At 39.0% G+C, this 12,015-nt stretch carries 12 protein-coding genes and 1 other RNA gene; all 13 read left to right on the top strand.

Going from position 1 to position 12,015, the window contains the following annotated elements; translation table 11 throughout:
• The first annotated feature begins 10 nt into the window (after positions 1 to 10).
• The 13 genes from eno to AC25Y5_RS14095 all read left to right on the top strand — a co-directional run bounded on the left by eno (position 11) and on the right by AC25Y5_RS14095 (position 11,575).
• Positions 11 to 1,306 carry a phosphopyruvate hydratase gene (gene eno, locus AC25Y5_RS14155; protein WP_488140853.1) on the top strand — a complete coding sequence of 432 codons (1,296 nt, stop codon included), beginning with the start codon at positions 11 to 13 and terminating at the stop codon, positions 1,304 to 1,306.
• Positions 1,307 to 1,517: 211 nt separating this feature from the next.
• Positions 1,518 to 1,745: a preprotein translocase subunit SecG gene (gene secG / locus AC25Y5_RS14150; protein ID WP_482102324.1), complete on the top strand. Its 228-nt coding sequence runs from the start codon at positions 1,518 to 1,520 to the stop codon at positions 1,743 to 1,745.
• Between the two features lie 154 nt (positions 1,746 to 1,899).
• On the top strand, positions 1,900 to 2,646 hold the full coding sequence (locus AC25Y5_RS14145; RefSeq protein ID WP_488140852.1) for an alpha/beta hydrolase: 747 nt from the start codon (positions 1,900 to 1,902) through the stop codon (positions 2,644 to 2,646).
• Positions 2,647 to 2,714: 68 nt separating this feature from the next.
• Positions 2,715 to 5,021, top strand: coding sequence for a ribonuclease R (gene rnr, locus AC25Y5_RS14140; RefSeq protein ID WP_488140881.1), 2,307 nt, complete (start codon positions 2,715 to 2,717; stop codon positions 5,019 to 5,021).
• 151 nt (positions 5,022 to 5,172) lie between these two features.
• Entirely contained in the window at positions 5,173 to 5,640 is a 468-nt protein-coding gene (smpB, locus tag AC25Y5_RS14135; RefSeq protein WP_482102322.1) for an SsrA-binding protein SmpB, read from the top strand.
• 80 nt (positions 5,641 to 5,720) lie between these two features.
• Positions 5,721 to 6,081, top strand: a transfer-messenger RNA (tmRNA) gene (gene ssrA / locus AC25Y5_RS14130).
• 268 nt (positions 6,082 to 6,349) lie between these two features.
• Positions 6,350 to 6,589, top strand: coding sequence for a hypothetical protein (locus tag AC25Y5_RS14125; RefSeq protein ID WP_482102321.1), 240 nt, complete (start codon positions 6,350 to 6,352; stop codon positions 6,587 to 6,589).
• A gap of 368 nt (positions 6,590 to 6,957) precedes the next feature.
• A complete protein-coding gene (locus AC25Y5_RS14120) occupies positions 6,958 to 8,877 on the top strand; it encodes a T7SS effector LXG polymorphic toxin (RefSeq protein ID WP_488140851.1) in 1,920 nt (639 codons plus the stop codon).
• A gap of 11 nt (positions 8,878 to 8,888) precedes the next feature.
• Positions 8,889 to 9,278, top strand: coding sequence for an immunity 22 family protein (locus tag AC25Y5_RS14115; RefSeq protein ID WP_488140850.1), 390 nt, complete (start codon positions 8,889 to 8,891; stop codon positions 9,276 to 9,278).
• A gap of 602 nt (positions 9,279 to 9,880) precedes the next feature.
• Entirely contained in the window at positions 9,881 to 10,114 is a 234-nt protein-coding gene (locus AC25Y5_RS14110; protein WP_488140849.1) for a hypothetical protein, read from the top strand.
• Between the two features lie 230 nt (positions 10,115 to 10,344).
• Positions 10,345 to 10,527: a hypothetical protein gene (locus AC25Y5_RS14105; RefSeq protein ID WP_488140848.1), complete on the top strand. Its 183-nt coding sequence runs from the start codon at positions 10,345 to 10,347 to the stop codon at positions 10,525 to 10,527.
• A 169-nt stretch (positions 10,528 to 10,696) separates the two neighbouring features.
• Entirely contained in the window at positions 10,697 to 11,035 is a 339-nt protein-coding gene (locus tag AC25Y5_RS14100; protein WP_488140847.1) for a hypothetical protein, read from the top strand.
• 201 nt (positions 11,036 to 11,236) lie between these two features.
• On the top strand, positions 11,237 to 11,575 hold the full coding sequence (locus AC25Y5_RS14095) for a hypothetical protein (RefSeq protein WP_488140846.1): 339 nt from the start codon (positions 11,237 to 11,239) through the stop codon (positions 11,573 to 11,575).
• Positions 11,576 to 12,015: the final 440 nt, after the last annotated feature.

Raw genomic sequence — 12,015 nt, 5'->3', positions numbered from 1 at the left:
GGAGAAATACATGCCAATCATTACACTTATTCAAGCTAGAGAAGTACTTGATTCACGTGGGAATCCAACAGTAGAAGTTGAAGTATTTACACAAAGCGGTGCATTCGGTCGTGCCATCGTTCCATCTGGCGCATCTACTGGTGAGTATGAAGCAGTGGAATTACGTGATGGTGATCCAGAACGCTACTTTGGCAAAGGTGTCCTGCAAGCGGTTGATCATGTGAATGAAGTCATTTCAGAGGAATTGGAAGATTCATACTCGGTACTTGATCAAGTAACGATAGATCATGCACTCATAGAACTTGATGGAACTGAAAATAAAGGGAAGTTAGGTGCAAATGCGATTCTAGGTGTATCAATTGCTGTTGCGCATGCAGCTGCAGATTATCTAGACATTCCACTTTACCAGTACCTAGGCGGCATCAATGCTAGACAATTACCGGTACCGATGATGAATATTCTTAACGGTGGTGAGCATGCCGATAACAACATCGACATTCAAGAATTCATGGTTATGCCAGTCGGTGCAGAATCGTTCCACGAAGGTCTGCGCATGGGAACTGAAATTTTCCATAGCCTGAAAGAAGTCTTAAAAGGTAAAGGGTTAAATACATCAGTTGGCGATGAAGGCGGCTTTGCTCCGAACTTGTCATCCAACGAAGAGGCATTGTCAATCATCCTTGAAGCAATCGAAAAAGCTGGCTACGCGCCGGGTGAAGATGTCCTTCTTGCGATGGACGTAGCGGCTTCCGAATTCTTCAACAAAGACGACGGCACATATAATCTCGCTGGAGAAGGCGTCGTTAGAACGTCTGAAGAAATGGTGAACTGGTACGAAGAACTTTGCAGTAAATATCCGATTATCTCTATCGAAGACGGTTTGGATGAAAACGACTGGGCGGGTCATAAACTATTGACTGAACGCTTAGGTAAAGAAGTTCAACTTGTCGGAGATGACTTATTCGTAACGAATACAGAAAAGCTTGAACGAGGCATTCAAGAAGGTATTGGTAACTCAATCCTTATTAAAGTGAACCAAATCGGTACATTGACTGAAACGTTCGATGCAATTGAAATGGCGAAGCGTGCAGGCTATACAGCAATCATTTCTCACCGTTCGGGTGAATCAGAAGATACGACAATCGCTGATATCGCAGTTGCGACAAACGCAGGTCAAATTAAAACTGGCGCACCTTCACGTACGGACCGTGTTGCAAAATACAACCAATTATTACGTATTGAAGATCAGCTAGATGATACTGCTGTTTATCTAGGTGAGAAGACGTTTTATAACCTTAAAAAATAATAGGTGTTCACATAGCCCCGCCTCGTGCGGGGTTTTGTGTTGATGTGAATGAATAGGATCTATAAAGCAACGAGTTATTTAAGATTATGTGGCAAACGAAACCTTACGTTGTATAGACTTATGACTTAAAAGTAGTACAATAGGTTGTATCCACTGCCCGTCTTTGGTAAAATAAAACTGTTGTGAAGTTCGAATCGGGAGGTGGAACAAAATGCATGCTTTGCTGATGACACTGCTCGTAATCGTAGCACTATCATTGATCGTAGTCGTATTATTGCAATCTGGGAAAAGCGCAGGTCTATCAGGAGCCATCTCTGGTGGAGCGGAACAGCTATTCGGAAAACAAAAAGCGCGTGGACTTGACCTTGTACTTCAAAGGGTTACTGTTGTACTTGCCGTTTTGTTTATCGTATTGGCAATCGTCATTATGAAAGTATAATCTTTTGCATGTTAAACTATAAATAGACCACTATCGCCTGACCTTCCGACTGGTCAGGCATTTTTTATAAAAAATAAGAAAGTATAAGTTTCGCTACTGGCGTCGTTGTCAAGATTCCAGACGCCTTGCGCTTTTCGAAGAAAGGATGATTGAATTGAGAATTGCACAACCTAAACCATTTTTTTTCGAGAGAGGGAAACGTGCAGTCTTACTTCTTCACGGATTTACAGGTACTTCAGCAGATGTCCGAATGCTAGGACGATTTCTTGAGAAAAAAGGATATACAACACTTGCGCCTCATTATAAAGGCCATGGCGTACCGCCAGAAGAGTTAATACATACTGGTCCTGAAGAATGGTGGGAAGATGTTCTTTCAGGCTACCGTCAATTGCAAGAAGCGGGTTACGATGAAATCGCAGTAGCTGGATTATCCCTAGGTGGCGTATTTTCACTGAAATTAGGGTATAACAAACCAGTGAAAGGCATTATTACGATGTGCGCGCCAATGTCGATGAGAACGACGGATGTAATGTATGAGGGTGTTATTAAATATGCACGTGAATATAAGAAATATGAAGGAAAAAGCGAAGAAGAAATTGAACTTGATATTGAGGACTTACGTGGCGAAACAATGCCTTCACTCAAAGATCTTCGCGAGCTTGTCTACGAGGTGCGGGACAATATCGATCACATCTATTCCCCGCTATTCGTCGTCCAAGGAACACTCGATGAAGTGATTGATCCTGATTCCGCAAATGTCATTTATAAGACTACAGAATCAAATGAAAAACAAATCAAATGGTATGAAAAATCGGGGCATGTTATTACACTCGGACCGGAAAAAATGAAACTTCATGAAGATATTTTTGAATTTCTGGAATCATTAAACTGGAATGTGTGAACAATAAGACTTATGACCATGCTATAGACTTAGAAGGAGTGACGCAATTGGATAGTTTAGAAAAAGACATGCAAGAAAAATTGCTGTCTCTAATGAAAGAAGAAACTTATAAGCCACTAACTGTGCAGGAAATACAAGAAGTTATGGGATTTGAACAAGCTGCAGAATTCAAAGAACTTGTAAAAATGCTCGTGCATCTTGAACAAAAAGGGCTAATCATTCGCTCGAGATCGAATCGTTATGGTGTGCCAGAAGGCATGAACCTATTACGTGGTAAATTCATCGGACATGCAAAAGGCTTCGGTTTTTTTGCGCCGGAAACTGAAGGAATGGACGATGTTTTCATCCCGCCACATGAAGTGAATGGCGCTATGAACGGAGATACTGTTCTCGTACGTGTCGCTAATGCCGCATCAGATGGAAGACGTGAAGGGGTAATTACGCGTGTCGTGGAACGTAAAACTACTAAAGTTGTAGGCATGTACCAGGACAATAAAGGCTTCGGTTTCGTTGTTCCCGACGATAAAAAACTGCCTATGGATGTATTCATTGGAAAAGGTGATTCACTCGATGCAGTTGACGGCCACAAAGTCGTTGTTGAAATAACTGACTGGCCAGTTGACGGGAAATCAGCAACAGGTATGGTGACACAAATCCTTGGACACAGAAATGATCCTGGCGTGGACATCTTGTCCATTATCCATAAGCATGGAATTGAAATTGATTTTCCACAAGCAGTACTAGACCAGGCAAATAAAATCCCTGATGAAGTTCAGGAAGAAGATTTGTTTAAACGTCGTGATCTTCGTGAAGAACTCGCAATTACAATTGATGGTGCGGATGCGAAAGACCTTGATGATGCCATTTCAGTTGTGAAAAATGACAATGGTAACTATATATTATCTGTTCATATTTCGGATGTCAGCTATTATGTGACGGAAAACTCTCCAATGGGCGATGATGCTTACGACCGTGGAACAAGCGTTTACTTGACGGATAGAGTTATTCCGATGTTGCCGCATAGATTATCGAACGGAATTTGTTCATTGAACCCAGGCGTTGATAGGCTTACTTTGTCTTGCGCAATGACGATAAATCGTAATGGGAAAGTCGTCGAACACGAAATATTTGAGAGTGTGATCCGCTCCAAAGAACGTATGACCTATCAAGAAGTCTATAAAATCATCGAAGAAAAAGATGAAGAACTTTCAGCTCAATATGCACATGTCGTTCCAATGATTAACCATATGGCTGACCTCGCGGGTATTTTGAAACAGAAGAGAGAAGATCGTGGAGCCATTGATTTCAATTTCAAGGAATCGAAAATCCTTGTTGATGAAAAAGGATGGCCAACCGATGTTGTCATTATGGAGCGTACTGTATCAGAACGCCTTATTGAAGAATTCATGCTTGCTGCGAACGAAACGATCGCGGAACATTTCCACTGGCTTAAAGTACCTTTCATTTACCGAATTCACGAAGATCCAAAGGCTGAGAAATTACAACGCTTTTTCGAATTTCTAACTAACTTTGGCGTTGTTGTAAAAGGAACGGGGAATAAGGTCCATCCAAAAGCATTGCAGGAAATCGTTGAATCGATTGAGGGTCTTCCAGAAGAAACGGTTATTTCTACAATGCTTCTTCGTTCGATGCAACAGGCGAAGTATTTAGATCAAAGTCTGGGACACTTTGGATTATCCACAGAATTTTATACCCATTTCACGGCACCCATCCGTCGCTTCCCAGATTTGATTGTTCATCGCTTGATCAGGACATATCTAATCGAAAAAGATGTTTCGGCACAGACGCTTGCGCATTGGAGCGCGATATTATCCGATATCGCTGAGCATACATCTGAACGGGAACGTCGTGCGGTCGAAGCTGAACGCGATACAGAGTCATTGAAAAAAGCTCAGTTCATGCTCGATAAAATTGGAGAAGAATTTGAAGGAGTTATCTCGTCGGTGACAAACTTCGGTTTGTTTGTCGAACTAGAGAACACAATCGAAGGACTTGTCCATGTCAGTCATATGACGGATGATTATTACCGATTTGACGATAGACAAATGATGATGATTGGGGAACACTCTGGTAAGCAATTTAGGCTTGGCGATGAAGTAACTGTGAAAGTGATTTCCGTAAAACCGGAGGAATCGGCAATTGATTTTGAAATCGTTGGGATGAAACAAAATGTCCGTCGTACACGTAAGGAATCGCCGAAAGTCATCCATGCAAAGAAAAGAGACGGTGACAGTAAACCCGGTGACAAGTCAAAAGATAAAAAGAAAACCGGAACATATAGCAAAAAGAAAAAGTTTTATGAAGGCGCGGCTAAAAAAGCGGGCAGTAAACCTAAGCCTAAAAAGAAAAAATAAAATTGGAGCGGTATAGGCCGCTCCCAAGTTAAGCCTCCGGCGGGATGTCACAAGTTTTGAAAGGTTACCTACCTGCGTCCTGCAGGCACAAGCGCAATTCGAAATTGGGACGCAATTACGCCGGGGCGTAATGGATTAAGGGGTGAAAGAAATGGCGAAAGGCCAGGGGAAAGTAGTCGCTGTTAATAAAAAGGCGAATCATGATTTTGCAATAGAAGAAACGATTGAGGCAGGTATTGTCCTTCTAGGTACTGAAATCAAAGCAATTCGCAATAGTAAAGTCCAACTGAGGGACGCTTTTGTAAGAATCCGCAATAACGAAGCATGGATTACCAATATGCATATTAGTCCATATGACCACGGGAATCAGTTTAATCATGATCCGGTTAGGTCGAGGAAACTGTTGCTCCATAAAAAACAGATTAGCAAATTGATTGGACAAACGAAAGAACAGGGAACTTCAATTGTTCCGATTAAGATGTATTTAAAAGACGGTTTTGCAAAAGTATTAATAGGTGTAGGTAAAGGGAAGAAAGATTACGATAAACGCCAGGATCTCAAGAAAAAAGATGCAAAACGTGAAATAGATCGTGCGCTTAGAGATAAACAAAAGTATTGAAGTTTATGTAAAAATGAGGTATACTGATTAGTGTTCAAGTAGTTCAGAAGCCTTGAAAAAGGCCATCCTGACATCCCTTTGGGGGCGTTACGGATTCGACAGGGGTCGTCTGAGCTTGAGTTGCGCGTCGGAGGGCCCGGCTCCGTCAGAAACGGCACCTTATAATAACAGGCAAAACTAACAACAACCTAGCATTCGCAGCGTAAGCTGTTGAATCTGCCTTACACTTCCATCGCCCATGTGGCATTTGTAGGGCTCAACCTTTAGTGGGATACGACGGCTGTTGCCTCTTGAGGCAGCCGGAAGAGACTTCCAAGATAGCGTACATGACGCCCTGATTGCCGGCATAATGCCACGCGAATCCAAATAGACAATCTACACGCGTAGATGCTTAAGTGTTAGAGCCTCTGGACGTGGGTTCGACTCCCACCGTCTCCATACTTGTTGTCACAGCAACGTTTAAGCGATGTGTGGCATCATTATGGCAACAATATATAACAAAGACGATTTCATCTTTTGATGAGATCGTCTTTTGTTTAGGGGATTTTGCGGTACCTAGTGAGTGCTGCCTGTGCACGGTGTAATTCAGACAAGATTCAGAATTAATTCGAATTGTGTGATGAACAGGCAGACAAAACTATAATCCGCTACTCTTTTCCCGCCAAACAATAAAAGAACATTTCATTTAAAAATGATAGGATGAGTGAAAATGGATAATTCACAAGAGAGAATCTGTAAGTTTCTAACTCAGAATAAGTTAAAATTCATCAGTGAAGATCAAGTAGCTAAAAAGTTCGCATACAAGAACATACTGACTTTTTACATTGGAAAAGAAGGATGGTCAGCCTATGGTATTGATGGAAGAGACTTTAAAGGTCGAAACCATCAAACATCTAAAGTTGGATTTCTTATTACTGAGTATAAAGACTCTGAAAAGGATATATATTAAAAAGCTGAATTTATGGGGAGGGGAAAGAGATATTTAATAGAAAATAAAAGCAACATTTTATAACGATAATAGCACTTTGTGACACCCGTTTAACCCCTATAAATTGGGCTTTAGCAAGTTCATATATGGGGGGAGGCGGTACGGTGCAATACGGACACGACTCAGAATTGTCTGGTGCACAGGCAGACAAAACTAAAACATATTCCTTTTTTGTAATATTATAACTCCTTCCTTTGCACTCTCACGAAAAATGGAATATAATAACTGTTCATAGATTACTAGAGGGGGAGAAGAATGTTCACCTGTGGGGTATTATTGTATACTAAAAAATATTGTGATGTGGCTATATTCAAACTGAGGCAATGCCTATGAAAATATTGGATGTAGATTTATTTCAGGGTGGGCTGCAGCGCAACTTTACTATGTTGGACAGGCTAAGCAGTGAAATGGAAGCGATCCACCATATAGTGAAGGGTCTAGTTCAGATGGAGGAACAATTTAAAGGAGCGGGAGGTAATGCCATCCGTTCCTTTTACCAGGAATGTCATTTACCATTTCTTCATTTTTTCCAGTTGTTTTCCGAACAGTTCAAACAAGTGCTTCACCAGATGGAGGCAGCACTTCATTCACTCGAACCTGATTCATCTGGGTACATATTAGAACAATTCCTAGAGGGAGAGCTAGAACAGGGACTTACGCTTATTGGACATCTCACCGCTAGTTTGACGGATGAGGCAAACAGTATCATGGATCAGGTGAGTGATATTGTCGGACTGCCCCACTTGGATGATAGCGGAGTGCAGGAGGGAGTCATTCGTTCTAAGAGAAAAAGTGATGATACCATCTCACAACTTTATGAATTTGATGCAACGCAGACTTCCGCACTACATCCCATTGAACAAGATTTGCAGACGATGAACACGTGGCTTACGGATATGGAGGGACTGTTCCAAGCAGGGGTAAAGGATATCAGCTTCGTCCCGAGCCAATGGAATGTTCTGACGTTTAGAAGTGAAATTAGAACGGAACTGTTCCCAAAAGTGTACTTAAATCCTAGTGACGTATGGGTAAAGGAACATCAACAGCTAATCGGTATGATGATTACTGCAGCGACTTTTCAAACCCTGGAAGGAAAGAAAGTTACGACTATCGAAGAAAACTTAGAGGAAAATATAAAATATCATGAGTATGAAAATGGTTTACTCATTAAAGAGTATGTTGCAGGCAAAACAGTTTTCTATGAAGTTGTTTCCAAAGTTGAATATAAAGCAGAAGAGATCGTTAAAGTCGACAAACCGAAAGAAAACAAATTACTAGATTTTTTTCAGGTTGGATTAGATATTGTAGGGCTTGTACCTGTTATTGGTGAAGCAGCAGACGGCGTAAATGGTGTTATCTATGCGGCGAGAGGGGATGCATTAAATGCGACTCTTTCTTTTGGAGCGATGATTCCCGTTGCTGGCTGGGCAAGTACGGGTGGAAAATTAGCCTTAAAAGGTAACGATTTAAATCAAGTAAGTAAAGTGGTAAGTACAGAGAAGATGGAGTCCATCTATTCGCCAATTTACCAAGATGTCGTCAACAGTTCACTAGGCAAAACTCAAAATAAACTAGATATCTTATCTAACACTCATTACCAAATGGGTACGCCAAATGCCCTTACATTCAAAATGCCACCAGTAAAAACGGATATCCCTACGAGTATCAAAAGTGGAGATGTCGATGTTAAGACTGAAATAAAGAATGCGGATGTTGGGGCTAAGGGTACGGGTGAAACTACAGTAAAAAGACAAACTCCGAATCAAAGAAAATCAGAAGTTATCCAAGATAATTTTGTTGAAATCACTTCTCGTACAAATATTTTTAACCCTGAAGATATCCCAAGTGTCAGAGATGGTGAGTTTATAAAATGGTATGATAATATAACCATAGATGAATTAGAAATAGCGTGGGCTAATCCGGAAGTTAGAAAAGTAATTTCTTCAAGATTGAGATCGCCTGGAAAATTACATGAATGGTTAATGATTGCAAGAGCACCTACTTTCAAAAGGTGGGGTATAAGTGCTGAACAAATCCAAGAATTGAGAACGCCAACAAAAGATGTTGAGTTTATTAATCCACCAGGTAGACATCATCGTGCTCCTGGTTCTAAGAGAGCGCATAATGAAATATTAGAGATAATAGACACATCCCTTGACTATGATACATTTGCAAGACGGTTACAGATGTGGTCTCATTATAGATACAAGGGTGGAATAGAGGGTTTACCAGGTAATCTAAAAAAATGAGGAGTGAAATTATGGAATATAGTGGTATGGTTTCAGTGTGGTTTGGCGTTTCTAAATCGTTTGAAAATATTGAAGAGTATGTTGATATAGAGTATACGGAAGATGGGGATTCAATAGACTCAAAGTTTGGTACAAACTTTGAATTTGGTTATTATGATGAAGATAACATTGAAATTTGTTTCTATGAAGACCCCCAAAAAAATATAGACGACATTTTAAATGATTTTTCTTATAGCGAAGTAATTATTCCGAATATAAAAGAGTTATTAAATGGTGATAATTTAGCAGACTGGATTAATTCTGTTATTGTGCTCTATGATTTTCAATACGATGAAGCGAAAAGTGGAGACGAAACGGAAAATATAGAAATTAAATTTATTGGTACTGTTCCATATAAGTAGAACTAATTAGTAATTTAGTTTAAATAAGCTATAAATACTTAGATATTGAATTAAGAACGATAACTAGGCGTGATGACATTTTAAACCTAAGAAGTAGAACAAACCATAAACTTAGGAAATTAAACAAGATTGTTGTTTTAAGGTGAAATTTGTAAGTGAATAACTTCATATAGCTAACCATTAAGCACTTGATTGTAATTAGGCAGCAAGTGCTTTTTTTGTGCAAGAATATAAAGCTTTGGACGAGATTGGATAATGCTTTACTGAAATTCATAGCTCATAAAGGTTGAACCATTTAGGCATCTCGATGAGGATTATCTTGCATGATATAAACGCAATAAAAAACTTCCTAGTTGTTGGTAGAAACAGAATGCGTTAGATAAATAATTAAATCATTGCCGACGTTAATTCAACATTAAGCGTACGTTCTTTTTGGGGGGAAAGCTAGACCAGTTTTTCACAGGCTATATTGAAAAACCAAAATATACAGATTTCAAAAAATTTATATTAATGAAATTATGGAATCATTGGAGAATACGAAAGAACACAAAGGGCATATATAGCTCAAGCGTTAATTGGAATGACAGACAGACGCTACTTATATGAAAGGAAAGGCGGCACATAACAAGCTTACAATGCTATTGAAACCAGGTAAGGCGGAACTAATCGACTTTGACGACTTAATCCCTAGAGCGTACAACAGAAAGAAAGTAGATGCAGTAGCGATCCAACTACAACAACTACAACAGTTACAAGATGCCCGTCTGCTAATATTTGAGCGTGCCAGCTACCAACTGGACACGTTCTTCTTTATGTATGACTTAAAGCACAAATGAACACTTGTTCTTGTTATGTTGCGAGTCATTAAGCTCCCGAGACAAATCAAACAGGAACCCATAAAGACGTAAAAATACCGCCATTACTCCGCCTTTTTGTCTTTAAGTATAGCAAGTGCCATATTAGTCAACAATGGTCAAATGATGGGAAAGTCCCACCTTTACTCGTCATCATTCGAGACCATTTATGGGTGGACTTCAAACATAATCAGGAGTTTTTTGCAATTAATATGAAGGCAAAAGATAGAAAAGCAACCACTTATATTACAAATGATTATGATTCCTTCAGTAAAGATCCCGTAGCATATAATAAAATTAAAATCATGAAGAAGGAGGAATACTTTGAGATGTTGAAGTCGCAGAGAAAACCTGTAAATAGGTTGGATTTTAAATTGGAAGAATTACCGTATTAAGTGTAAATCTAATAGTGTACTTATTGGGGGTATATATAACATAGATTTTTATTATATTAAATTTTTATCTACCTGTATAATTTATAATTTATCATTAATATTGTGTAAATCCTCTATTAATGTACCCCCAATAAGTACATTAATAGATAAATGAAAAACAGACAGGAAAATGTCAACGACATTGGCGAACGAACAGCATCATAACCCGCTGGATGAACAGCACAACCAAACGACAATAATTGGAGGCGGTAATATGGACAAATTAATCAGTAACCTATGTAATCTATTGGAACAAGGTAAACCCGAGTTAATCGACTTTGACCTACTAATCGGAGCGTATACCCGTAAAAAAGTAGATGCTGCATCCATTCAATTGAACGAACTTGAACAGGCTGGACTTTTAACATTTGAGCGTGAGGAATTCGGTTTTCGGATCAAAATAAATAATATAGGCCAATTAAAAAACTCCCAAATTGCTACCAACGATAAGGAAGTATCAGAAAAATAAATATAGATTGTTGTCGACAATAATTTATTCAGAGCGTGTACAGTCACTAACTGTATGCGGTTTTTTTGATTGAACAAGGAGGACAATTATTAGTAAGTAGTATTGATGTTGCAGAGATGACTGGGAAATGATACGGAAACCTAAACCATTTTCACTTTTTTTCTAGTGTATACTAACAAATATAAATAAGGAGGTAGAATTATGGAGAAAATTCATCGAGGTGATGGTTTCGCTATTATTAAAAATGAAGGGAATTTCCAGATTTCATGGGCTCAAGGACCTTACGACGAACCCGTCTTTTATCCTATTTCAAAAGAAGTCATGGAAAAAGCATTTAAATCTGCTGAAGATGCCTATGAAGTAAAGGTTTATGCAGAAACAGGGCAGTGGCCACCTAGTAAAAATGAGGAATTAGAAAGAAATAAAGCTTTTGTCCGAAGTTTTCCAGAATTACTTATCCAAGTTCCTGATAATCAAAAATTATTTACTGAAGAAGAGCTAAAGGAGTTGCTTCCTATAGCTAAGAAAGCTATAGAATAATTTCTTGTTTTTTAGAGATTTCTCAGAACGAGATAAAAAGTTAATGAAGGATATGTTAACTCAGAAAATGTTTATAAATAAATAGAGTATTTTTTGCTAAAAGTATAAAATATTTAGTGTCTACTATTTTTAGTGCAGGAGCTGATGAACTGTGCCATAAATTTCGGACAGTATAATAAAAGTAACCTGCTACTTAAGCAACTATTAGATGACTTCGGTATTCCACCGGAGTCATCTTTTTGTAGATTCCATTGTCTTCTTGATTCTTTGTAGAAGATCATATAGCGATCGATCAGGAGTAGTCTTATTAGGATAAAGTTGGATTGGTTAAAAGGAAGACTGTGAATAGATAAAAAGGTGTGAAGCGATGAATAAACTATTCCGATTAGATGTTCAAAAGATTGAGCACTACTGGATCAATCACAAAGATAACAAAAGAC

The organism is Sporosarcina sp. Y1011 (genome assembly GCF_057669885.1).
Note: the sequence above shows the minus strand (reverse complement) of the source record. Positions and strands in the feature narration are given on the sequence as shown.

What these genes read in the sequence shown, in the direction of transcription:
- eno (WP_488140853.1), top strand. Translation starts at nt 11, where the DNA reads ATGCCAATCATTACACTTATTCAAGCTAGAGAAGTACTTGATTCACGT.
- secG (WP_482102324.1), top strand. Translation starts at nt 1,518, where the DNA reads ATGCATGCTTTGCTGATGACACTGCTCGTAATCGTAGCACTATCATTG.
- rnr (WP_488140881.1), top strand. Translation starts at nt 2,715, where the DNA reads ATGCAAGAAAAATTGCTGTCTCTAATGAAAGAAGAAACTTATAAGCCA.
- smpB (WP_482102322.1), top strand. Translation starts at nt 5,173, where the DNA reads ATGGCGAAAGGCCAGGGGAAAGTAGTCGCTGTTAATAAAAAGGCGAAT.
- AC25Y5_RS14125 (WP_482102321.1), top strand. Translation starts at nt 6,350, where the DNA reads ATGGATAATTCACAAGAGAGAATCTGTAAGTTTCTAACTCAGAATAAG.
- AC25Y5_RS14120 (WP_488140851.1), top strand. Translation starts at nt 6,958, where the DNA reads ATGAAAATATTGGATGTAGATTTATTTCAGGGTGGGCTGCAGCGCAAC.
- AC25Y5_RS14115 (WP_488140850.1), top strand. Translation starts at nt 8,889, where the DNA reads ATGGAATATAGTGGTATGGTTTCAGTGTGGTTTGGCGTTTCTAAATCG.
- AC25Y5_RS14110 (WP_488140849.1), top strand. Translation starts at nt 9,881, where the DNA reads ATGAAAGGAAAGGCGGCACATAACAAGCTTACAATGCTATTGAAACCA.
- AC25Y5_RS14105 (WP_488140848.1), top strand. Translation starts at nt 10,345, where the DNA reads ATGAAGGCAAAAGATAGAAAAGCAACCACTTATATTACAAATGATTAT.
- AC25Y5_RS14100 (WP_488140847.1), top strand. Translation starts at nt 10,697, where the DNA reads ATGTCAACGACATTGGCGAACGAACAGCATCATAACCCGCTGGATGAA.
- AC25Y5_RS14095 (WP_488140846.1), top strand. Translation starts at nt 11,237, where the DNA reads ATGGAGAAAATTCATCGAGGTGATGGTTTCGCTATTATTAAAAATGAA.